Below are 21,622 nucleotides of genomic sequence, written 5' to 3' on the forward strand. Positions count from 1 at the left end.
CGCAACCTCATGGTGTGCTGATCGCATTTACTGGGTGCGATGACATCTCGGTCATCGCCGAAACTAGGAGATCGTCCACGATGCAGGTCCGGCGCTACTGGCCAGCCCCGATCGCGGGAGCGGCCGCGTCCGCCACGTTCGTGGTCAGCGGGATCATCCGCGGCACCTACCCGTTCGGCGATCTGACCCGCAGCACCAACGACCTCGGGCAGCAGTTCATCCCGATGGCCGCGCACCTGCGCGACGTCGGCACCGGCCAGGCCGCCGGCGACCTGATCTTCAACTGGCAGAGCGGCTTCGGGGTCCCGTTCATCGGCGACTTCATGGCCTACGTCGGGTCGACGCTGTCCTGGATCTCCTTCCTGCTGCCGCGCGACAGGATCGACCTGGCCCTGTTCCTGATCGCGGTGACCGCGATCGGCCTCGGCGCCGGCGCGATGACGGCGTACCTGCGGATGATCCGTCCGGCCGGGCCGGTCTGGATCGCCGTCGCGGCCGGAGCCTCGTACGGCGCCTGCGCGTGGGCGGTGGACGACGGCGCCTACATGACCATCTGGCTGAGCGGGATGGTCGCGTTCCCGGTGATCTGTCTGCTCTGCGAGTGGATCCTGCAGAAACGCTCGCTCACCGCGACGATCGTGGCGCCGATCGTCATCGCGCTGCTGTGGACCTCGCACTTCTACACCGTCTACATGGCGACGATCGGGGCCGGCCTGATCACCCTGGCCCGGCTCCTGACGTCCGACCCGGCCGAGTCCTGGCGACACCGGCTGAGCGGCGGCCTGCGCTGCGTCGTCGCGGTGGCCCTCGGCATCGGTCTCACCGCGCCGCTGCTGGCTCCGACGTTCGGCTTGGTGGAGGCCGCGACCCCGAGTCCGCCCGCCGCCTTCGTGCGGACCGGCACGCGAGACTTCCTGTCCCGGTTCCTGTCCGGCAGCGAGGGCGTCGGCAGCAGCCCGGGGTTCGCCATCGGCACGCTGATGCTGCTGCTCGCGCTGAGCTTTCCGTTCAACCGGTCGATCGCGGTGCGGCAGCGACTGGTCTGGACGCTCACGGTGGGCCTGACTGTGGCCAGCATGCAGATCACGTGGACGCACATGGCCTGGCACGGCTTCGACACACCCCAAGGCAGTGCCTACCGCCAGGCCTTCGTGATCGCCGGCATGTTCGTGATCATCGGCTGGATGTCGGCGAGCGCGGGAGTGCGCTCGCTGCTCGCCGTGATCGCGCCGATCGTGCTGGTGACCGGGCTGTACGTGTGGACGTGGGACGTGCAGTACGTCACGTCGACCGCGCGCATCGTCGTACCGGCGTTGATGGCGGTCGCGCTGCTTGTCTGGCTGCTGACTCGCGATCGGGCACCGCAGTGGTTGCGCCGGGGCGCGGTCGCGGTGCTGGTCTGCGCCGTGCTGGGCGAGATCACGGCGTCCTCGGTGGCCATCGACAAGAGGCGGTTCCCGAACATCTCGAACACGGCGTACTGGGGATCCGACCACGAGCAGGCGCGCGCGCTCGTGCAGTCGATGGACGACTGGCCCACGCATCGGACCGCGCCGGGACAACTCGTCACGTTCAACGATCCGATGCTGATGGGTGGGCAGGGACCGCAGTACTACTCGAGCACCATCCCCAACACCACGTCGCAGGCGCTGATCGCGATGGGGTTCGGCTACACGTCGTACGGGCGCGCCACCTACGATCCGCAGAACCCCGTCGTCGATGCCGTGTTCGCGATCCGCGGGCGCGTGACCCGCGACAGTGAGTTCGAGAATCCGAAGCTGGAGCGCAACGATGTCGTCGCGCCCCTGGTCACCGTCCGCCCGGCCACGCCGTTCCGGTCGACCGACTCGGGCGTGTACGGCTTTCAGGAGAATCTGCTCGGCGCCGACGTCTACACCGTGCCCAAGCACCGCCCGCTGCGCATCCCGGCCGACGGCAGCCGCACCCTGGCCGTCCGCTGCCCCGTGGGGTCCGAGGTCTACTTCTCCGATCCGGCCTTCCTCGGCTCGCTCCAGATCGACGGCATCTGGGAGCCGACCCTGCACGACCGCCGTCCGGGCATCTACAGCGGTTCGCCCCTGATCCGGGTCGGCACCACCGATGCCAGCGGCCTGTTCGGCCTGGGAATCCGTGCGGACCGCGACAGCAGGATCGCGGACGACTCGATCGGCTGTCTGGACCGCACCCGGCTGGCCACCGCCGTCCAAAGGCTCACCGCGTCCGCTCCGGCGGCGGTCAAGGTCAGCGGCCACTCCATCACCATCCACCGCAGGCCCGGCCGCGCCGCCACCGTATCCATCGCCGTTCTCAACCTCGACGGCTGGAGCTGCAAGGTCGACGGAGCCGCAACGGCACCCCTCGCCCAGAGCACGCTACTCACCGTCCCGGTCAGCGCCGCCGCGAAAATGGTCTCCTGTGGCTATCTGCCGCCCAACACCCGCCTCGGCCTGGAAGCCGGAGCCGCCTCACTCATCCTCCTGCTCCTGTTCACAGCCGGTCTAGCCATCACAAGGCGCAGACGGAGCTAGTCGAGCAGGGCTAGTCGAGCAGGCCCGGCAGCTCGGCGAAGGTGTTGACGGTGTCGCCGGGCCAGGCGGGGTGGCTGTTGGAGTGCTCCAGGGTGCGGATGGCGTGCATGCCGAGGGCGGCTGCGGCGGGGAGTTCGTTGTCGCGGCCGTCGCCGATGTAGACGCACTCGGCCGGCGTGACTCCGAGGGCGCTGCATGCGGCCAGGTAGATGGCGGCCTCAGGCTTGGCCGCGCCCAGCTCGGACGAGAAGGCGGTCGTGTCGAAGTACGGCGCGAGCGGGCTGTTGCGCCACTGGAGCTGGGTCTCGCTGGTGATGTTGCTGACCAGCCCGATCCGCCAACCGTCGGCGCGCAGCTTGGCGAGCGTCCCGAGGGTGGCCGCGGGCGCGCCCTGCATCAGCCTCCGAGTGAGTGCACGGCGCAGGTTTGTTGCCTCCAGCACCTGTTCGTCGCTCGGCGCGCCGCCGGCCCGCTCGGCGATCAGCCGCACGGTGGTCTCGAGGTCGCCGTACACGCCGGTGAAGCGCTCGTACGCCGCTGCGTCGAACTCCCGGATGAACCGGGCCGTGTCGACCTCCAGCAACCGCGCCATCGCCTCGTTCAACACCCCCCGCTCAGCATCCCCACCCGGAATCAACGTGCTGAACAGGTCACTCAGAAGCACTCGCCGCATCCCCAGACCCTACGTCACGCGCGGGATAACCTCGCTCTGTGAAGTGGTTAGCAGACGGTTCCCCCGAGGCCGTTGCCGCGGCGCTGCAGCAGGTCGCTCCCGAGGTTGGGACCCTGCCGCTAGCATTCCGAGCCGGCCGGGTTGAGGACGATCCCACGTGGTGGTCGGCGAGCGCGATGCTGGGCGAACGGTTCGTGGTGAAGTTCGCTTGGTCGGAGCCGGCCGCACTCCGGCTGGCCCATGAGATCGCCGTACTGGAGTCGCTAGACCTTCCCTACCTGCCCGAGGTGGTTGCCAGCAGCACCAGCCCGGTCCTGCTGGTCACCAGACGAGCACCAGGCCAGGCGCTCTTCGACGTCGTCGACTCCCTGAACCGCGACGAGGTGGGACGGCAGCTCGCCCACTTCCTCAGCGCGTTGCACGATCCGGCGACCCGCAGCCGCGTCGAGTCCGCAATCGGCGAGCTCCCACCAGCGTCCCTACAGCCGGCCTCGACCGACCTCCTGCGCGACCGCTTCCCCAGCTGGATCCGCCCCGACCAGCGTGCTGCCGTACTGCGGTGGTGTGACTGGGCGGACGACGTACTGGCGCCCCCGCGCCCACCCGTCCTCGTGCACGGCGACCTGCACGGCGGCAACCAGGTCTGGTCCGACGGCCGGCTCAGCATCGTCGTCGACTTCGAGACCGCCGGCCTCGCGGACCCCGAATACGACCTCCGCCTCTTCCCCAGCACCGGCGCTCCGAAGCAGGCGTCCCCCTCCCCGACCACCGAACCCCCGGAGCCTGGGTGACCGACCTCGCCGACCGCTTCACTGCCCTGGGCAGGTGATCAGGACCTCCAGGGCGCGGCCGACCGATTCGAGCGAGGTGCGGTCGCGGGTGGCCAGGGCGACCACGAAGGCACCTTGGATCAGGGCGAGTACGACGTCGGCCAGCTCGGCGGCGGACTGGTCGGTGCGGACGTCACCGCGCTGCCGGCCCCGCTCGAACACGTCCCGCAGGCGCGCCTTCCAGACCTCGAGATCCAGGCTCAGCTGGTCGCGGAACTGGTCGTTGCTGACGGCAACCTCCGTGGCGAGCTTGCCGATCAGGCAGGACCGCCGGTACTCGGAGTCGACGAGCATGCCGGTCAGTTCACCGAAGTACCCGGCGAGGACCTGCGCCGTACTGAGACCGGGGGTCGCGCTCCACCGGTCGATCCGCTCGAGCTGACGCTCGGTGTAGCCGCGCAGCAGCTCGGCCGCGAACGCCTCCTTCGATCCGAAGTGGTGGTAGAAGGACCCCTTCGGTACGCCGGAGCTCGCGAGGATCCCGTCCACGGTGGTGCCGTGGAAGCCGCGGGCGTAGAGCTGCACCATCCCCTCGCGCAGCAGCCGGTCCCGGTGCGTCTCGACGCGCGTCGTCATCGCTCCCCCTCAGCTTCGGTGGCGATCATCACATCACCCTAAAGACGCTTGACGAAACCGTCTAGACGATGTCGTCTAATAACACTGAGCTACCGAACCACCACACAGAGCCTCTGAGGGGATTTCACCGATGCCGACCGTGCCCGCTGCCCGTACCGACCGCCAGGACCAGCTGCTCGCCGCGCTGTACGCCGACGACGCGGCGATCGGCGCGGCGCGCCCGCTCCCGGAGATCACCGAGCTCGTCCATCGGCCGGACCTGCCGCTGGTCGACTTGGTGCGGACACTGATGACGGCGTACGCGGATCGGCCCGCCCTCGCCGAACGTCCCCGGACAGCTTCCGAGCTGCAGCCCCACTACGAGACGATCACCTACCGCGACCTGTGGGAACGCGCCGGCGCACTCGCCGCCGAGTGGCATGCCCATGAGGTCGCGGCCGGCGACTTCATCGGGGTCATCGGTGCCGGCAGCATCGACTTCACCGTCGTCGACCTGGCGATCCTGCGCCTGGGCGCGGTATCCGTACCCCTGCAGGCCGGTGCCACGGTCGCCAACCTGACGCCGATCATCGCCGAGACCGAGCAACGCGTCCTCGCCACCAGCGCAGCCATGCTCGACACCGCGGTGGAGTGCGCGCTGGCCAGCACCACAATCCGCCGCGTGATCGTCTTCGACCACCACTCCGCGACGGATCTCGAAAGTGCGCGCACTCGACTCGCAGCCGCCGGCATCGCGCTCGAAACCCTGACCGACCTGCTCGAACGCGGACGCAACACCCCGCCCGCGCCGGACTTCAGCGCCCCGATCCAGGACAACCACACCGCGCTGCTGCTCTACACCTCCGGCAGCACCGGCACCCCCAAGGGAGCGATCTACACCGACCGGATGGTCGTGAACGCCTGGCTCGACGTTCTTCCGCGTTACCCCGATCTCCCCCGGATCACCTTCAACTACCTGCCGCTCAGCCACATGATGGGCCGCCTCGGTCTGTACACGACTTTCTCGGCCGGAGGCACGGCGTACTTCACGGCGTCGACCGACATGTCCACGTTCTTCGAGGATCTCGCGCTGGCCCGGCCGACCGAGCTGATCCTGGTTCCGCGGGTCTGCGACACCTTGTTCCAGAACTACGCGAACGGCGACCTGGCCGACGTCCGCGAGCACGTGCTCGGTGGTCGGGTGGTGTGGGCCAGCACCGGGTCCGCCCCGATGAGCGCTGAGTTGGCCGAGTTCATGGAGTCCCTGCTCGCGGTTCCGTTCCACGACGTGTACGGATCCACCGAGGCCGGCTGCGTTTTCCAGGACGGTGAGGTCGTTCGGCCGTGGGTGCACGACGTACAGCTCGAAGACGTTCCGGAGCTCGGGTACTTCACCACCGACACTCCGCATCCCCGCGGCGAGTTGCTGGTCAAGGCCGCGAACCTCTTCCCCGGCTACTACCAGCGTCCCGACGTCACCGCCGAGGTGATCGACGCGGACGGCTACTACCACACCGGCGACATCATGGCCCGGGTCGGCGAGGACCGCTATGTGTACGTCGATCGCCGCTCGAACGTCCTCAAGCTGGCCCAGGGGGAATTCGTCGCCGTGTCCCGCCTCGAGGCCCTGTTCGTCGCCAGTCCGCTGATCCGGCAGATCTTTGTCTACGGCAACAGTTCACGCTCGTACCTGCTGGCAGTCGTCGTCCCGACGTCCGACGTACCGGATCTGCAGACCGCGCTGCGGGCCGAGATCCGCCGCCTCGCCGACGAAGCCGGCCTGAACGCCTACGAGATCCCCCGCGACTTCGTCATCGAGACCGAGCCGTTCAGCACGGACAACGGTCTGCTCAGCGGCGTCCGCAAACTGGTCCGCCCCCAACTCAAGGCCCGGTACGGCGACCAACTGGAGCGCCTGTACGCCGAACTCGCGGCCCTGGAAACGGGCGAACTGCAGTCCCTGCGGGCGGCCGGTCCGGATCAGCCGCCCCTGGAGGCGGTGCAGCGCGCGGTCCGCGCCGCACTGAATCTCACCGGTTCCGTCGCACCGGACGAGCGCTTCGCCGACATCGGCGGCGACTCGCTGTCCGCCCTCACGCTCTCCAGCCTGCTGCAGGAGATCTTCGAGGTCGACGTCCCGGTCAACCTGGTGGTGAGTCCGGTGACAACTCTCCGCGGCCTGGCCGAGCACATCGAGAAGACCCAACGATTCGGCGCAGCCCGCCCAACCGCCGCGACAGTCCACGGCATCGGCGCCACGGTCGTCCGCGCGACCGACCTGAAGCTGGACACCTTCATCGACGCCACCGTCCTCGACGCCGACCGCCAGCAGCCGTCCGACACTGCACGCACGGTGCTACTGACCGGCGCGAACGGCTACCTCGGCCGCTTCCTGTGCCTGGGCTGGCTGGAGCGATTGGCCGAACGCGACGGCACCCTGATCTGCGTGGTCCGCGGCCGGGACGCCGACGCCGCGCGGGCCCGCCTGACCGAGGCCTTCGACAGCGGTGACCCCGAGCTCCTGCGCCGCTTCCACGAGCTGGCTGCCGACCATCTCGAAGTACTGGCCGGTGACCTCGGCGAGCCTGCCTTCGGCCTCGACCAGCAGACCTGGGAGCGACTCACGAGCACTGTCGACCTGGTGGTGCATCCGGCCGCACTGGTCAACCATGTCCTGCCGTACGACCAGCTGTTCGGTCCCAATGTCGTCGGCACCGCCGAGGTGATCCGGCTGGCACTGACCGACCGGGTCAAGCCAGTCACGTTCCTGTCGACGATCGCCGTCCTGTTCGCCGACGTCAGCACCGCGGCCGAGGACGCCGACATCAGGGTCAGCAGTCCGGAGCGGCATCTGGATGACAGCTATGCCAACGGGTACGGCGCGAGCAAGTGGGCCGCCGAGGTCCTGCTGCGCGAGGCCAGCGAGCACTACGGCCTACCGGTCGCGGTCTTCCGCTCCGACCTGATCCTCGCGCACAGCCGGTACGCCGGACAGGTCAACGTGCCCGACATGTTCACCCGGCTGCTGTTCAGCCTGGCCGTCACCGGAATCGCACCCGCCTCGTTCTACGAGTCGAACCCGGAACGCGCGCACTACGACGGCCTCCCCGTCGACTTCACCGCCGAGGCCATCACCACCATCGGCGAACAGACCGGATCAGGCCTGCACACCTACAACACCCTCAACCCGCACGACGACGGCATCTCCCTGGACACCATCGTCGGCTGGCTGAGCCAAGCCGGCGTACCGATCACCCGGGTCCCCGACTACCGCGACTGGTTCACCCGGTTCGAAGCCAAGCTCCGCACGTTGCCCGACGACCAGAAGCAACACTCGGTGTTCCCCCTGCTGCACGCCTTCAAGGACCCGGCTCCCGCGATCCCCGGCGGCGGCGTACCAGCCACCGAGTTCGAAACCGCCGTACGCGACGCAAAACTCGAGCTCCCGCACCTGTCGGCGGAACTGATCGCGAAGTACCTCGCCGACCTCCGGCTGCTCAACCTGCTCGGCTAGGCGCCCTCAGAGCGCGGGCGGACGGTGCTCGTACGGCGTACTCAGCACGATGGTCGTCGTCGTGGACACGTTCGCCCGGGCACGGATGACCGCCAGCAGGTTCTCCAAGGCGTGTGGAGAAGCGACCCGGACGATCAGGATGTAGCTGGAGTCGCCGGCCACCGAGTAGCAGGACTCGATCTCCCGGACCTCGCGCAGACGTTCGGGAGAGTCGTCCGGCTGGGAGGGGTCGATCGGGCGGATCGAGATCAGCGCGGACAGCGGCAGGTCCAGAGCGGTGTGGTCGATCAGCGCCGCGTACCCCTGGATGATGCCGCGCTGCTCGAGTCGCTTCACCCGCTGGTGCACCGCCGAGGTGGACAGGCCAGTGGCCTTGCCCAGGTCGGTGAAACTCATCCTGCCGTCGCCCGCGAGCAGGCCGACGATCTTGCGGTCCAGGTCCTCCATCCTGGAGACCCTACTGCCGTGGGACCCCGGCATGAAAGCATCCCCTCATGGCTGAGATGGATCCTGGGACAGGACAGCGGCTGATGCTGCTCGACACCGCGTCGTTGTACTTCCGTGCGTTCTTCGGCGTGCCGGACACGATGAAGGCCGCCGACGGTACGCCGACGAATGCGATCCGCGGGCTGCTGGACTTCATCGCCCGCCTGGTCGACAACCACCGGCCGACCCATCTGGTCGCCTGCTGGGACGACAACTGGCGGCCGTCCTGGCGGGTCGCACTGATCCCGTCGTACAAGGCCCAGCGCGTCGAGTACGTGTCGCCGAAGGGCGAGCAGGTCGAGGAGGTGCCGGACCGCCTCGAGGTGCAGGTGCCCTACATCCGCGCCTGCCTGGACGCGCTCGGTATCGCGATCGTCGGCGCGGCCGACCACGAGGCCGACGACGTGATCGGGACCCTGTCGCACCAGGCGACGATGCCGGTCGACGTCGTCACCGGTGACCGGGACCTGTTCCAGCTGATCGACGACAGCCGCGGCGTCCGGGTCATCTACACCGCGGCCAAGGGTGTCGGGCGGGCCGACGTGTACGACGAGAAGGCGCTGCTCGACAAGTACGAGATCCCCGCGAACCGGTACGCCGACTTCGCGACGCTGCGCGGTGACGCCTCCGACGGGCTGCCCGGTGTGAAGGGGGTCGGCGAGAAGACCGCCGCGTCCCTGATCACGGCGTACGGGGATCTCGACAGCATCCGCGCGGCGGCCGCCGACGCCAGTACGCCGATGTCGGCGTCGGTGAAGCGCAAGATCCTCGACGCGGCCGACTACCTGGATGTCGCACCGAAGGTGGTCGCGGTCGCCAAGGACGCACCGGTCACCGTGGCCAACTTCCAGATGCCGCAGCAGGTGCACGACCCCGAACGCTGGCTCGAACTGATCGAGCTGCTCGAGCTCCGCACCAGCGCTCAGCGCGTCATGAGCGCCCTCAACCTGGGACCCCGCTCATGACGGCCACCCAGGACCTCGCCCGGACCTTCGCCGACGAGATCATCACGCTGCGCCGTGCGCTGCATCAGGTGCCCGAGTACGACCTCGACCTGCCCAAGTCCCAGCAGCTCATCCTCGACGCGCTCGCCGGTCTGCCGCTGGAGATCACGCTCGGCAAGGAGCTTTCCTCGGTCACCGCCGTACTGCGCGGAGGCGCCGGGCCCGGACCGGCCGTCCTGCTCCGCGGTGACATGGACGCGCTGCCGGTGACCGAGCGCGTCGACGTACCGTATGCGTCGCAGCACCCCGGCCTGATGCATGCCTGCGGCCACGATCTGCATGTGGCCGGCCTGGTCGGCGCCGCGAAGGTGCTGTCGGCGTTGCAGCCCTCGTTGGCCGGTGACGTGGTCTTCATGTTCCAGCCCGGTGAGGAGACCACCGGCGGCGCGCCGATCATGATCCGCGAGGGCGTGCTCGACGCCGCGGGACGCCGGGCGGACGCCGCCTACGGTCTGCACGTCGGCTCCGCCGTACAGCCGCTGGGGATGTGGAGCAGCAGGCCCGGCTCCTTCATGGCCGCGGCCGACCAGCTCTCGGTCCGCGTCGTCGGAGCCGGCACGCACGGCTCGACGCCGTACCGCGGCAAGGACCCGATCCCGGTCGCCTGCGAGATGGTGACCGCGCTGCAGACGATGATCACCCGGCAGTTCGACGTGTTCGACCCGGTCGTGCTCACCGTCGGCCGGATCGCGGGCGGCACGAAGGAGAACATCATCCCGGACGACGCGTTCTTCGACGCGACCGTCCGTACGTTCTCCGAGGAGGCCCGCGCCAAGATCCAGCAGACGTCCGTGCAGCTGGTCGAAGGCATGGCGGCCGCGCATGGCCTGGTCGCGGAGGCGGAGTACCGCATCGGCTACCCCGTCACCGTCAACAACCCGGACGAGTTCGCCTTCGCCCGGGACACCATCGTCGACCTCTTCGGCGCCGACCGGTTCCGCGAACGTGCCAACCCGCGCTGCGGCTCCGAGGACATGTCGTACATCCTCAACGAGGTCCCCGGCGTCTACCTCAACCTCAGCGCCTGCCGCGCCGCCGACCCCGAGCAGGCGGCCGACAACCACTCACCGCTGGCCGACTTCGACGACTCGGTCCTCCCCGACGCCGCCGCCCTGCTGGCCGAGCTCGCCGTACGGCGGCTCAAACGCGGCTAGGCGCTACGGCACGGTCCCGGCGGAGGGCCAGGATCGTGAAGCCGATGCCGAGCAGCGTGGTGAGCGCAGCCGCAACGTAGACCGCGGGGAGTCCGGGGCCTGCGATCACGCGTCCACCCAGCCAGCCCGCACCGGCGGCCGCGAGCTGGTACGCCGAGGCGTTCACCGCGATCGCCAATGTCGGAGCGGCGGTCGCCGTACTGAGCACTCGCGTCTGTAGCCCAGGAATGATCGACGATCCGACGGCACCGGCCACCAGGACAAGCAGTCCGGTGGTCAGTGCGGTCGGGCTCACCCACAGAGCGAGCAGCACGACCACCAACAAGGTCAGCGCCCCGAGCTGGGACGGCAGGAGGGCGCGGTCAGCGAGCCGGCCACCGACCAAGGTGCCGATCGTCGCACCGACGCCGTACACCAGGAGCATCGGCGCGACCGCCGACGCGGCGAACCCACCAGGCCCGGTCAGCAGCGGCGCGAGGTAGGTGAAGACCATGAGCAGGCCGAGGTTCGCGACGGCCGTCGTGACGATCGCCAGGATCAGGTTGCGGTCCCGGAAGACGGCGAACTCACCGAGCGCACGGCCGCTCGTCCCGGGCTGATCGGCCGGCACCAGCCCGACGACGAGGAGCAGGCCGACAACACAGCAGGCGGCGATCGCGCCGAAGGTCGCCCGCCAACCGGCCGAGTCACCGATCCAGGTGCCCAGCGGTGCGCCCAGAATCATTGCGAGGTTCATCCCGAAGACGAGCCTGGCCACCGTCGAGGCCTGCTTGCCGGGCGGGGCGCCGGTCGTCGCGATCACGATCGCCGTCGCGAAGAAGGTGGCCGTGACGAGGGCCGTGACCACGCGGGCCGCGAACAGGACGCCGTACCCGGGAGCCAGCGCCGAGACCACGTTGCCGCCGACGGCCACCAGCAGCAGGACGACGATCAGCCGTTTGCGGGGACGTCCCGCGGTGATTGCCGTCAGCAACGGACCGCCGACGATCATGCCCAGCGCGTAGGCCGTGACCAGAAGTCCCGCGGCCGGGATCGAGACCTCCAGATCACCGGCGACCGCCGGCAGGATACCGGCCAGGACGAACTCGCCGGTGGTGATACCGAAGACGCAGACCATCAGCGCCGCCACAGTGCCCTTCATTTCACCTCACGGTTAGATTGCGGATTATCCGTGAGACACGGTAGCTACTTCTCACGGATAATTGCAACCGCTACCATGAGAACCGTGATCGAAGAGCCTCCTTTGCCACCGGCGCCCGGCGCTGCGGACTCGCTGGCGCTCGACTTCGTCAACACCGCGATCGCCCTGCCGGGCAACCAGTACGCCGATCTCCTCGGGAGCCCCGCGGCCGTGAACCACTGGCTGACCAGCTGGGGGCTGGCCGCCGCGGGCGCCGGCGTCGAGGAGATGTGCGCCGCGCAGCTTCGCGCCCTCCGTGAGCACCTGCGATCCTTGTTCGCCGCCCGGGTGGACGGCCTGGCCGCGTTGCCGTCGGCGCTGTCCGCTGTCAACGACGCCCTGACCCGGGTGCCGACCGCGTCCTTGCTCCGCTGGGACGCCCGGTCCGGGCCGTACCGCGAGGCGAGCTGCCCTCCGACCGAGATCCTCGACCGCGCATTGGCGACGATCGCCGGCAGTGCCGCCGATCTCCTCACCAGCCCCGAAGGCGATGCACTCGCCCTGTGCGCCTCCCCGCCCTGCAACCGCTACCTGCTGCGCCATGGCCGCCGGCACTGGTGCTCGACGCGGTGCGGCGACCGCGCCCGGGCAGCCCGGGCCTACGCGCGCCGCACACAGTCCGCCTAGGGAGAATTCCCGATGCGCGCAGGCCCCGCCGAGCGGGAAACTCCGGGGCATGCGCGGACACTATGTCGACGTACCTGACGGGTACCTGTACTACGAGCAGCACGGCGACTGCGGTCCCGATGTCGTCCTCCTGAACGGCGGCCTCGCCGATACCCGGATGTGGGACTCGACGATCGCCTGGCTGGCGAAGTCCGCGCGAGTCACCACCTGGGACTATCGCGACAACGGTCTCTCGTCGGCATCCTTCGCCCCGTACGACGAGATCGCGGATCTGCTCGCCGTACTGGACGCGGCCGAGGTCTCGCGGGCCGTCCTGGTCGGATCGTCCGACGGTGGCCGCCGCGCGCTCGCCTTCGCCCACCGGCACCCCGAACGCGTGGCGAAGGTCTGTGCCCTGGGGCCGTCGTTCGGTGAGTTCCCCGAGCCTTCACCGGCCGAAGAGACGGCCCGGGTCGTCATGCGAAACCACTTCGCCGAGATCACCGACCTCCTCGAGACCGAAGGCGTCCCCGCGGCGGCCGCCCACGACATTGACGGCTGGTGCCCGCAAGTCACCGAAGCCGACCGTCGCCTACTCACCGGGCTCGCCGTGGCCAACTCCCGCATCCTGGTGATGGAAGAGGCCCACGGCCAAGAACTCGATCCGCCGATCAAGGCCCGCTTCGCCGAACTCGCCGTACCGGTGCATGTCCTCGTCGGCAAACACGACTTCCAAGGCACCCAGCTCTGGGCGCAGCGCCTAGCTGCCCAGGCCCCCAACGCGACGCTCTCGATCCTCCCGCACGCCGATCACATGCCCATGTACTCGGCGCCTGCCGCGTTCCGCGAATGGATAACCCACCACGCAAGCTAGGGCTGGTCCTTCTTCCAAGGACTGACGACGACCTTGCCCGTGCTGCCCAGGTCGAACTCAGGGGTCAACATGACCGGTGCGGCGCCAGGCTCGGCCCAGACCCTCGCATAGGGACTGTTCACATTGGTGCGGCCGGCCTCGAGAGTGTTGCGCCAGTTCAGAGTGGCAGTGGCACGCTCACCGCGCTTCAGAACCAGCCGCTGCGCCTTACCGTCCGTTGTGATCGCCACACCGCTGACAGGTCGGTGGCTCTCGTCGAGGAGCTGCACCTTCGGCGGGCTGACGACGGTGACAGTTCGCGTACCGCAGTTCACCCAGTGGATCCCCAGGGTGCGCTCTCCCATGGTCGCGTCGGCGTCTTCATCTGCGTACAGGCGCACCCCCGAGCTCGGGCACTTGCCGCCTTTGGAGGGCGCTTCGGCGGTAGGGATGCTCCGCACCTTGAGGATCTTCACCCGCAACTGAACCCCGCGAGAGTCATCTGCGGTGACTGAGTCCTTCGCGGACCGGCCCGGTTTCACACCTGCCACCGTCCGCGCCGGGTTCACCACTGCCTCGCCGGCGCCCGTCTGGAAAGCGAAGGTGACCGTGTAGTCAGCAGCCTCCTTGCCGGAGTTGGTGACCTCGAACTGCGCGCAGTACGGCGCTACCCGGCTCACCCCGGTGATCCGAACTCCGGACTTCGGAACGGCTGCGTCCCCACCAGGCGGCGTCTCGCAGGACGAATCGACCGGCACCTCTCGCGCGGGCGCCGGCTGAGTTCCACAGCTTGCGAGCAACAGGGCACTGATCAGGACGGCGAAAAGTTTGCGAGGCACGCTGCGCAGTGAATCAGATCAGAGAGCTACTGCGGGCCTCTCGCCGTCCATGACTCCGGTTGGAAGTCATGAACGGCGAGAACACCTCAGCTCCGTCGAGTCGGCGGACCGGCCGGAACCGCTTCGGCATCGACATCAGCGACCGCGCCGCTGAACTGCGCGTTGTAGAGGTTCGCGTAAGCACCATCGATCGCGAGAAGCTCGCGGTGGTTGCCCTGCTCGACGATCGCGCCGTTCTCCATGACCAGGATCAGGTTGGCATCGCGGATCGTGGACAACCGGTGCGCGATGACGAAGCTGGTCCGGTCCGACCGCAGCGCAGCCATGGCCCGCTGGACCAGGACCTCCGTGCGGGTGTCGACCGAGCTGGTGGCCTCGTCCAGGATCAGCAACTGCGGGTCGGCCAGGAACGCCCGAGCGATCGTGAGGAGCTGCTTCTCACCGGCGCTGACGTTGCTGCCTTCCTCGTCGATGACCGTGTCGTACCCGTCGGGCAGGCTGTGCACGAAGCGATCGACGTACGTCGCCTTGGCCGCGGCCAGCATGTCCTCCTCGGTCGCGTCCAGGTTCCCGTACAGGATGTTGTCCCGGATCGTGCCGCCGAACAGCCACGTGTCCTGCAGCACCATGCCGATCCGCGACCGCAGATCGTGCCGGGTCAGCTCGGTGATGTCCACACCGTCGAGCGTGATCCGGCCGCCGTTCAACTCGTAGAAGCGCATGATCAGGTTGACCAGCGTCGTCTTGCCCGCGCCGGTCGGGCCGACGATCGCGACCGTCATCCCGGGCTCCGCGACCAGACTCAGGTCGGTGATCAACGGCTTGTCCGGGTTGTACGAGAACGACACGTGCTCGAACTCGACCCGGCCCCGAGCCTGCGTGACCGTCTCCGGCGTCGCGTCCTCCGGCACCTGCTCCTCGGCGTCCAGGACCTCGAAGACCCGCTCGGCCGACGCGACACCCGACTGCAGCAGGTTCGCCATCGAGGCGACCTGGGTGAGCGGCTGGGTGAACTGCCGCGAGTACTGGATGAACGCCTGCACGTCACCCAGCGACAGCTGACCCGAAGCGACCCGCAGACCGCCGACGACCGCGATCACCACGTAGTTCAGGTTCCCGACGAACATCATCAGCGGCATGATCAGACCGGAGATGAACTGGGCCCCGAACGCGGCCTGGTACAGCTCGTCGTTCTTCTTCGCGAACGACGCCTCGATCTCCTTCTGCCGGCCGAACACCTTCACCAGCTCGTGCCCGGTGAACGCCTCCTCGATCTGGCCGTTCAGCGCCCCCGTGTGCCGCCACTGCGCGACGAACCTCGCCTGCGACCGCTTCGCGATCAGCGCGGTGACAATCATCGAGATCGGGATCGACACCAGCGCGATCAACGCCAGTACCGGCGAAACGATGAACATCATCGCCAGTACGCCGACCACCGTCAGCAGCGACGTGAGCAACTGGCTCAGCGTCTGCTGGAGGCTGGTCGAGATGTTGTCGATGTCGTTGGTGACCCGGCTCAGCAGCTCACCGCGCGGTGCACCGTCGAAGTAGCTGAGCGGCAGCCGGTTCAGCTTGTCCTCGACCTCGGACCGCAGGTCGTACACGGTTCGCTGGACGACGCCGTTCAGGATGTAGCCCTGCATCCAGGACAGGAAGAAGGCACCGACGTACAAGGCCAGCACCATCATCAAGACGTTGCGCAGGGCATCGAAGTCGATCCCCACGCCGGGGATCAGGTCGACGCCTTGCAGCAGGTCCGCGAGCCGGCCGTTGCCGGCGGCGCGGGTCTGGTCGATGACCTGCTCCTTGGTCACCCCACTCGGGAACCTCTTGCCGATGTAGCCGGCGAAGATGATGTCCGTCGCCCGACCGAGGATCTTCGGCCCCAGCACCGACAGACCGACGCTGAAGATCGCCAGCACGACGACCCCGGACACCTGCACCCGGTGCGGACGCAGCCGCTTCAGCAACCGCTTGGCCGACGGACCGAAGTTCATCGACTTGTCCCCCGGGATACCTCCCGGAGGGCCGAACGCCCGACCCGTGGTCGGCCGGTCGGTCGCCTTCACCGTCTGCTCCCCCTCAGGGGCAGCGTTTTCCTCACTCATGCTGCCTCCTCCGCGGAACGCTGGGACTCGACGATCTCGACGTACGTCGGACAACTGTCCAGCAGCTCGTCGTGCCGGCCCTTGCCGACGATCGCGCCGTCCTCGATCACGATGATCTGATCGGCGTCGATGATCGTCGAGACACGTTGCGCCACGATCACCACACACGCCTCCCGCGTCACCGGCCGCAACGCCGCCCGCAGGCGGGCATCGGTGGCCAGGTCCAGCGCCGAGAACGAGTCGTCGAACAGGTAGATCTCCGGTTTACGGACCAGCGCCCGCGCGATCGCCAGCCGCTGCCGCTGACCACCGGACACGTTGGTCCCGCCCTGGGCGATCGGGGACTCCAGCCCCTGCGGCATCGACTCCACGAAGTCCTTGCCCTGGGCAATCTCCAACGCCGTCCAGAGCTCCTCGTCCGTCGCCTCCGGATTGCCGTAGCGCAGGTTGCTCGCGACGGTCCCGGAGAACAGGTACGGACGCTGCGGAACCAGACCGATGCGCTCCCAGAGCGCCTCCGGCTCGATATCCCGTACGTCGATGCCGTCGACCAGCACGCGGCCGTCGGTCGCGTCCATCAGGCGCGGCACCAAGGACAGCAGCGTCGTCTTACCGGCGCCGGTGCTCCCGATGATCGCCGTCGTCTGCCCCGGTGACGCCACGAAGTTGATGTCCCGCAGTACCGGCTCGGCCGCTCCCGGGAACTTGAACGACGCGTGCTCCAGGCTCAGCTGACCGCGCCCCGTGAAGGACTTGATCGGCGTGGCCGGCGGCTGCACCGACGAGTCGGTGTACAGCACCTCGGTGATCCGGTCCGCGCAGACCGCGGCACGCGGCACCATGATCATCACGAAGGTCGCCATCATCACCGAGAACAGGATCTGGATCAGGTAGCTCAGGAAGGCAGTCAGCTCGCCGACCTCCATCGCTCCGCTCTCCACCCGGGAGGCGCCGAACCACAGCACCGCGATGCTCGACACGTTCAGGATCAGCATCACCACCGGGAAGACCAGCGCCATCAACCGGCCGGCCCGCGTCGCGGAATCGGTCAGGTCGGCGTTGGCCGTCGCGAAACGCTTGGTCTCGTGCGGCTCGCGGACGAACGCCCGGACCACCCGGATACCGGTGATCTGCTCACGCAGCACCCGGTTCACGCCGTCGACGTACTTCTGCATCCGCTGGAACTGCGGCACCATCCGGCCCGCGATCAGCCCGATCGCCGCGGCCAGCAGCGGCACCGCGACAGCGACCAGCCAAGCCAGGCCGGCCTCCTCACGGATCGCCATGAACAAGCCGCCGACCATCGTGATCGGCGCGGCGACCAGCATCGTGCAGGTGGTGACGACAAGCATCTGCACCTGGGTCACGTCGTTCGTGCTGCGCGAGATCAGTGTCGGCGCGCCGAACTGGTTCACCTCACGGGCGGAGAACGCACCGACCTGGTGGAACACCGCGGCCCGGACGTCACGCCCGAACAGCGCAGCCGTCTTGGCCCCGAAGTACACCGCGACGACCGTGCAGAGAATCTGGATCAGGCTGACGCCCAGCATCCAGCCACCGGTGCTCATGATGTAACCCGTGTCGCCCTTGGCCACACCGTTGTCGATGATGTCGGCGTTCAGGCTGGGCAAGTAGAGGGAGGCGATCGTCCCGACCAGTTGCAGGACGACCACCAGGGACAGGTATCCCGCGTACGGACGCAGGTGCGTACGCAAGAGTCGTACTAACATCGATCATCCCCTGAATGGTGTGGCTGGAGATCACCGAGCGCGAACTCGGCGACCTCCGTGGCGACCGGTGCCTGACCGCTGTCGTGCCGGAGCAGACCGCCGAACGCGAAGTCGACGATCTCCTCGGCGGTCAGCACCTGGCCACCGGAAATCATTGGGTGGGTTCCCGAGAACGTGACCATCTGGAGCCGGCGCACGGCCTCCTCGGGCGAGAAGCGCAACTGATCCGCGTCGGGACGCAGCAGATCGGCGTACGCGAGGTTGACCAGATCGGACTGGCGCTTGCGCCTGGCCTCTTCCATCGGAGTCGACTTCAACTCCGGCGGGCGGGCGACCCGCATCGCGAACATCAGCTTGAACACGTCCCGCAGCCGTTGCTGGCCGATGTCGACGGCGGCGACCACCCGCTCGCGCAGCGACTGCGCGCTGTCGATCTCGCTGAGCGCCGTCAGCAGGTCACTGATGTCGAAGGCCTTGGCCAGCGCGGCGTCGATGAGCGCGTCCTTGCTGCCGAACGCGCGGAAGATCGTCCCCTCGGCGATCCCCGCGGCCTCGGCGATCTGCTTCGTACTCACGTCCGGGCCGAACTCCTGGAGCAACGGCAGCGCCGCCGCGACGATGGCGGCGCGGCGTTCCTCGGGGGGCAGTGGTGCGGCTCGTGGTGACACGCGAACGAGGGTAACTGAGTGAGTACTCACTCACAACTGTATTTACGGGCGATCCTTGTTGCGGTCCAGGACCAGTTTCGCGACCCCGTCGAGCAGCCGGGCCAGGCCGTACTCGAAGCCGTGATCGGAGTCGTACGGCGCGTCGAACTCGTCCCCGACCGTACTCCCCACCCGGCTCGCCAGCGGGTAACTGTCGGCGTCGGCGATCCGGTCCAGGTGCGGCACATGAGCCAGCCACCACTCCTTGTCGGTCATCCCCGAGTGCTGGATCACCTGCCGCGCCTCCACCGCCGCCCGGACCGCGCCATGCACGTAGCCGTTCACCAGCGTGACCGTCGCATCCATCTCGACATCGGTCAGCCCGATCCCCTCGATCGCGGCCAGCTCGTACTCGTACTTCGCCATCACCTGCGGACCCAGCGGCGGACGACTCACCGCCACATGCAGCATCCAGGGGTGCTGCAGATACAGCTCCCGGTTCTCCCGGGCGACCTCGTCGAGCTTGACCCGCCAATCCCCCGGTACGACGCGCTTCGGCAACTCGCCGTACACAGTGTCGAGCATGACGTCGAGGAGCTCACCCTTGCCGGGGACATAGCGGTACAGCGTCATCGCGCCCGCACCGAGCTCGTCCGCGACCCGGCGCATCGACATCGCCGCGATCCCCTCGGTGTCGGCGACCCGCAGGGCGGCCTCGACGATACCCTCGACCGTCAGCGCCGGCTTCGGGCCACGCGTCGGCTGCTTCTGCTTGCGCCAGAGCAGCTCGAGGCTCTTCGCCGGGTCTCCACTGCCGCTGTACTCCTGGGTCATGTGCGCGATTCTGCCGGATCGGATATTCTTCGTACACTGTACCCAGTTCGATCGTCGCTTGACCTCAAGTTTCATTGAGGTCTTACGGTCGGAAATTGTCGGTGAGATACGGAATCATCGACACACCCGATCGACCGACGCCGTGGAGCCCGCTGTGAGTATGGAAATGACCGCGTGGAACTCGCTGTACCACGCGATGCACGCACAGGACGACAGACGCCCGTTCTCCAAGGAGACACTGCTGCGGATCCTCGCCTTCGCGCGCCCGCACAAGAAACAGCTGATCTCGTTCCTCGTGCTGAGCGTCGCCGCGGCCGTGCTCGCCGTGGCCACCCCGGTGCTCGCCGGCCAGGTGGTCGACGCGATCGTCGACAGCAAACCGTTCGAGATCGTGCTCCGCCTCGCGCTGCTGATCGCGGTCATCGCCGTCGCCGAGGCCGGGATCAGCATGCTCACCCGATGGCTCTCGTCCCGGATCGGCGAAGGCCTGATCCTCGACCTGCGCACCGCGGTCTTCGACCACATCCAGCGGATGCCGATCGCCTTCTTCACCCGCACCCGGACGGGCGCCCTCGTCTCCCGGCTCAACAACGACGTGATCGGCGCGCAGCGCGCGTTCAGCGACACCCTCTCCGGCGTGGTGAGCAACCTCGTGATGCTCGCGCTGACCCTGGTAGTGATGCTGCGCGTCTCCTGGCAGATCACCCTCTTGGCGCTGGTCATCCTGCCGATCTTCGTCATTCCGGCCCGCCGGGTCGGTGGCCGCCTCGCCGCCCTCGAACGCGAAGCGGCAAACTACAACGCAACCATGAGCACCCAGATGACCGAGCGCTTCTCCGCTCCCGGCGCCACCTTGGTCAAGCTCTTCGGCCGCCCGGCACGGGAGTCGGCCGAGTTCGCCTCCCGGGCCCGGCGAGTGCGCGACATCGGCGTCCGGACCGCGATGGTCCAGTGGATCTTCGTCACCTCACTGACCCTCGTATCCGCGCTCGCGCTCGCAGTCGTCTACGGCCTCGGCGGGTTCTACGCACTCCGCGACCAACTCGACGCCGGCGCGGTCGTCTCGATGGCACTCCTCCTGACCCGGCTCTACGCCCCACTGACCGCGCTCGCGAGCGCGCGCCTCGAGGTGATGACAGCACTGGTCAGCTTCGAGCGCGTCTTCGAGGTCCTCGACCTCAAGCCGCTCATCGAGGACAAGCTGGACGCCGGCACGGTCCCCGACGGCCCGGTCTCGGTCGAGTTCACCAACGTGCGCTTCGCCTACCCCTCCGCCGACAAGGTCTCACTCGCCTCCCTCGAGGAGGTCGCCAAGCTCGACACCCGCGGCGGCGTCGAGGTCCTGCACGACATGACCTTCCGGGCCGAGCCTGGCCAGATGGTCGCCCTGGTCGGATCCTCCGGGGCCGGCAAGTCCACCATCGCCCAACTCATCCCCCGCCTGTACGACGTTGACTCGGGCTCGGTCCGGCTCGCGGGCGTCGACGTACGGGATGTGTCGGCCGAGTCGCTGCGGGCCACGCTCGGCATGGTCACCCAGGACGGACACCTCTTCCACGACTCCATCCGGGAGAACCTGCTCCTCGCCCGGCCCGAAGCAACCGAAGACGACCTGTGGGACTCACTGCGGCGAGCCCGACTCGAAGACCTCATCCGATCCCTGCCTGATGACCTCGACACCGTGGTCGGCGAGCGCGGCTACCGCCTCTCCGGCGGCGAGCGCCAGCGCCTCACCATCGCTCGGCTCTTGCTGGCTCAGCCGCGCGTCGTCATTCTCGACGAAGCAACGGCTGCGCTCGACTCCACGAACGAGGCCGCCGTCCAGGCCGCGCTCACCGAAGCACTCGCCGGCCGGACCGCCGTCGTGATCGCCCACCGGCTCTCGACCATCCGCGCCGCCGACCAGATCCTCGTGATCGAAGACGGCCGTATCGTCGAGCAGGGCACCCACACCAGCCTCCTGGCCGCCGAGGGACGCTACTCAGAGCTCTACAGAACTCAGTTCGACCAGCCCGGTGCTGGCCAGACCGACGCGGAGGTCCTCACGGTCTAAGGCAGTTGAGGCGGCGTCGGGTCTTGAT

At 68.2% G+C, this 21,622-nt stretch carries 17 protein-coding genes; 8 read left to right on the top strand and 9 right to left on the bottom strand.

Features of this window, described 5'->3' with window-relative positions:
* Positions 1 to 14 precede the first annotated feature (14 nt).
* Entirely contained in the window at positions 15 to 2,528 is a 2,514-nt protein-coding gene (locus OG474_RS39880) for a YfhO family protein (protein WP_405058849.1), read from the top strand.
* 10 nt (positions 2,529 to 2,538) lie between these two features.
* Here OG474_RS39880 and OG474_RS39885 read toward each other — a convergent pair whose 3' ends face one another.
* Positions 2,539 to 3,201, bottom strand: a complete 663-nt coding sequence (locus OG474_RS39885; protein WP_405058850.1) for an HAD family hydrolase — start codon at positions 3,199 to 3,201, stop codon at positions 2,539 to 2,541.
* A gap of 176 nt (positions 3,202 to 3,377) precedes the next feature.
* Here OG474_RS39885 and OG474_RS39890 point away from each other — a divergent pair, with 176 nt between their 5' ends.
* Positions 3,378 to 3,992 (top strand): aminoglycoside phosphotransferase family protein, encoded by a 615-nt coding sequence (locus tag OG474_RS39890; RefSeq protein ID WP_405058851.1) that lies wholly within the window; start codon positions 3,378 to 3,380, stop codon positions 3,990 to 3,992.
* A gap of 18 nt (positions 3,993 to 4,010) precedes the next feature.
* Here the strand turns inward: OG474_RS39890 and OG474_RS39895 are convergent, their stop codons facing one another.
* Positions 4,011 to 4,607 (bottom strand): TetR/AcrR family transcriptional regulator, encoded by a 597-nt coding sequence (locus tag OG474_RS39895; RefSeq protein WP_405058852.1) that lies wholly within the window; start codon positions 4,605 to 4,607, stop codon positions 4,011 to 4,013.
* Between the two features lie 130 nt (positions 4,608 to 4,737).
* Between OG474_RS39895 and car the strand changes: the two genes are divergently transcribed.
* On the top strand, positions 4,738 to 8,100 hold the full coding sequence (car, locus tag OG474_RS39900) for a carboxylic acid reductase (protein ID WP_405058853.1): 3,363 nt from the start codon (positions 4,738 to 4,740) through the stop codon (positions 8,098 to 8,100).
* A gap of 6 nt (positions 8,101 to 8,106) precedes the next feature.
* Here car and OG474_RS39905 read toward each other — a convergent pair whose 3' ends face one another.
* On the bottom strand, positions 8,107 to 8,547 hold the full coding sequence (locus OG474_RS39905; protein ID WP_405058854.1) for an Lrp/AsnC family transcriptional regulator: 441 nt from the start codon (positions 8,545 to 8,547) through the stop codon (positions 8,107 to 8,109).
* An 83-nt stretch (positions 8,548 to 8,630) separates the two neighbouring features.
* Here OG474_RS39905 and OG474_RS39910 point away from each other — a divergent pair, with 83 nt between their 5' ends.
* Both OG474_RS39910 and OG474_RS39915 read left to right on the top strand, forming a co-directional pair.
* A complete protein-coding gene (locus OG474_RS39910) occupies positions 8,631 to 9,551 on the top strand; it encodes a 5'-3' exonuclease H3TH domain-containing protein (protein WP_405064661.1) in 921 nt (306 codons plus the stop codon).
* Entirely contained in the window at positions 9,548 to 10,744 is a 1,197-nt protein-coding gene (locus OG474_RS39915) for a M20 family metallopeptidase (RefSeq protein WP_405058855.1), read from the top strand. Before OG474_RS39910 ends, OG474_RS39915 begins: the two co-directional genes overlap by 4 nt.
* Here the strand turns inward: OG474_RS39915 and OG474_RS39920 are convergent.
* Positions 10,731 to 11,885 carry an MFS transporter gene (locus OG474_RS39920; RefSeq protein ID WP_405058856.1) on the bottom strand — a complete coding sequence of 385 codons (1,155 nt, stop codon included), beginning with the start codon at positions 11,883 to 11,885 and terminating at the stop codon, positions 10,731 to 10,733. The two genes, OG474_RS39915 and OG474_RS39920, sit on opposite strands and share 14 nt — an antisense overlap.
* Before the next feature lie 84 nt (positions 11,886 to 11,969).
* Between OG474_RS39920 and OG474_RS39925 the strand changes: the two genes are divergently transcribed.
* Both OG474_RS39925 and OG474_RS39930 read left to right on the top strand, forming a co-directional pair.
* Entirely contained in the window at positions 11,970 to 12,551 is a 582-nt protein-coding gene (locus tag OG474_RS39925; protein ID WP_405058857.1) for a CGNR zinc finger domain-containing protein, read from the top strand.
* A 49-nt stretch (positions 12,552 to 12,600) separates the two neighbouring features.
* Positions 12,601 to 13,404, top strand: coding sequence for an alpha/beta fold hydrolase (locus OG474_RS39930; RefSeq protein WP_405058858.1), 804 nt, complete (start codon positions 12,601 to 12,603; stop codon positions 13,402 to 13,404).
* Here OG474_RS39930 and OG474_RS39935 read toward each other — a convergent pair.
* The 5 genes from OG474_RS39935 to OG474_RS39955 all read right to left on the bottom strand — a co-directional run bounded on the left by OG474_RS39935 (position 13,401) and on the right by OG474_RS39955 (position 19,541).
* Entirely contained in the window at positions 13,401 to 14,222 is an 822-nt protein-coding gene (locus OG474_RS39935) for a DUF4232 domain-containing protein (protein WP_405058859.1), read from the bottom strand. The two genes, OG474_RS39930 and OG474_RS39935, sit on opposite strands and share 4 nt — an antisense overlap.
* Before the next feature lie 86 nt (positions 14,223 to 14,308).
* Positions 14,309 to 16,330, bottom strand: coding sequence for an ABC transporter ATP-binding protein (locus tag OG474_RS39940; protein WP_405058860.1), 2,022 nt, complete (start codon positions 16,328 to 16,330; stop codon positions 14,309 to 14,311).
* On the bottom strand, positions 16,327 to 18,060 hold the full coding sequence (locus tag OG474_RS39945; protein WP_405058861.1) for an ABC transporter ATP-binding protein: 1,734 nt from the start codon (positions 18,058 to 18,060) through the stop codon (positions 16,327 to 16,329). The genes OG474_RS39940 and OG474_RS39945 overlap by 4 nt, the downstream gene beginning before the upstream one ends.
* Positions 18,054 to 18,728 carry a TetR/AcrR family transcriptional regulator gene (locus OG474_RS39950; RefSeq protein ID WP_405058862.1) on the bottom strand — a complete coding sequence of 225 codons (675 nt, stop codon included), beginning with the start codon at positions 18,726 to 18,728 and terminating at the stop codon, positions 18,054 to 18,056. Before OG474_RS39950 ends, OG474_RS39945 begins: the two co-directional genes overlap by 7 nt.
* Positions 18,729 to 18,770: 42 nt before the next feature.
* Positions 18,771 to 19,541 (bottom strand): TetR/AcrR family transcriptional regulator, encoded by a 771-nt coding sequence (locus OG474_RS39955; RefSeq protein WP_405058863.1) that lies wholly within the window; start codon positions 19,539 to 19,541, stop codon positions 18,771 to 18,773.
* A 166-nt stretch (positions 19,542 to 19,707) separates the two neighbouring features.
* Here OG474_RS39955 and OG474_RS39960 point away from each other — a divergent pair, with 166 nt between their 5' ends.
* On the top strand, positions 19,708 to 21,594 hold the full coding sequence (locus OG474_RS39960; RefSeq protein WP_405064662.1) for an ABC transporter ATP-binding protein: 1,887 nt from the start codon (positions 19,708 to 19,710) through the stop codon (positions 21,592 to 21,594).
* Positions 21,595 to 21,622: the final 28 nt, after the last annotated feature.

Source organism: Kribbella sp. NBC_01505, from assembly GCF_045040285.1.
In the GTDB taxonomy this organism is placed as follows: domain Bacteria; phylum Actinomycetota; class Actinomycetes; order Propionibacteriales; family Kribbellaceae; genus Kribbella.

What these genes read in the sequence shown, in the direction of transcription:
- OG474_RS39920 (WP_405058856.1), bottom strand. Translation starts at nt 11,885, where the DNA reads ATGAAGGGCACTGTGGCGGCGCTGATGGTCTGCGTCTTCGGTATCACC.
- OG474_RS39910 (WP_405064661.1), top strand. Translation starts at nt 8,631, where the DNA reads ATGCTGCTCGACACCGCGTCGTTGTACTTCCGTGCGTTCTTCGGCGTG.
- OG474_RS39895 (WP_405058852.1), bottom strand. Translation starts at nt 4,607, where the DNA reads ATGACGACGCGCGTCGAGACGCACCGGGACCGGCTGCTGCGCGAGGGG.
- OG474_RS39890 (WP_405058851.1), top strand. Translation starts at nt 3,378, where the DNA reads ATGCTGGGCGAACGGTTCGTGGTGAAGTTCGCTTGGTCGGAGCCGGCC.
- OG474_RS39885 (WP_405058850.1), bottom strand. Translation starts at nt 3,201, where the DNA reads ATGCGGCGAGTGCTTCTGAGTGACCTGTTCAGCACGTTGATTCCGGGT.
- OG474_RS39915 (WP_405058855.1), top strand. Translation starts at nt 9,548, where the DNA reads ATGACGGCCACCCAGGACCTCGCCCGGACCTTCGCCGACGAGATCATC.
- car (WP_405058853.1), top strand. Translation starts at nt 4,738, where the DNA reads ATGCCGACCGTGCCCGCTGCCCGTACCGACCGCCAGGACCAGCTGCTC.
- OG474_RS39905 (WP_405058854.1), bottom strand. Translation starts at nt 8,547, where the DNA reads ATGGAGGACCTGGACCGCAAGATCGTCGGCCTGCTCGCGGGCGACGGC.
- OG474_RS39955 (WP_405058863.1), bottom strand. Translation starts at nt 19,541, where the DNA reads ATGACCCAGGAGTACAGCGGCAGTGGAGACCCGGCGAAGAGCCTCGAG.
- OG474_RS39930 (WP_405058858.1), top strand. Translation starts at nt 12,601, where the DNA reads ATGCGCGGACACTATGTCGACGTACCTGACGGGTACCTGTACTACGAG.
- OG474_RS39960 (WP_405064662.1), top strand. Translation starts at nt 19,708, where the DNA reads ATGACCGCGTGGAACTCGCTGTACCACGCGATGCACGCACAGGACGAC.
- OG474_RS39945 (WP_405058861.1), bottom strand. Translation starts at nt 18,060, where the DNA reads ATGTTAGTACGACTCTTGCGTACGCACCTGCGTCCGTACGCGGGATAC.
- OG474_RS39940 (WP_405058860.1), bottom strand. Translation starts at nt 16,330, where the DNA reads ATGAGTGAGGAAAACGCTGCCCCTGAGGGGGAGCAGACGGTGAAGGCG.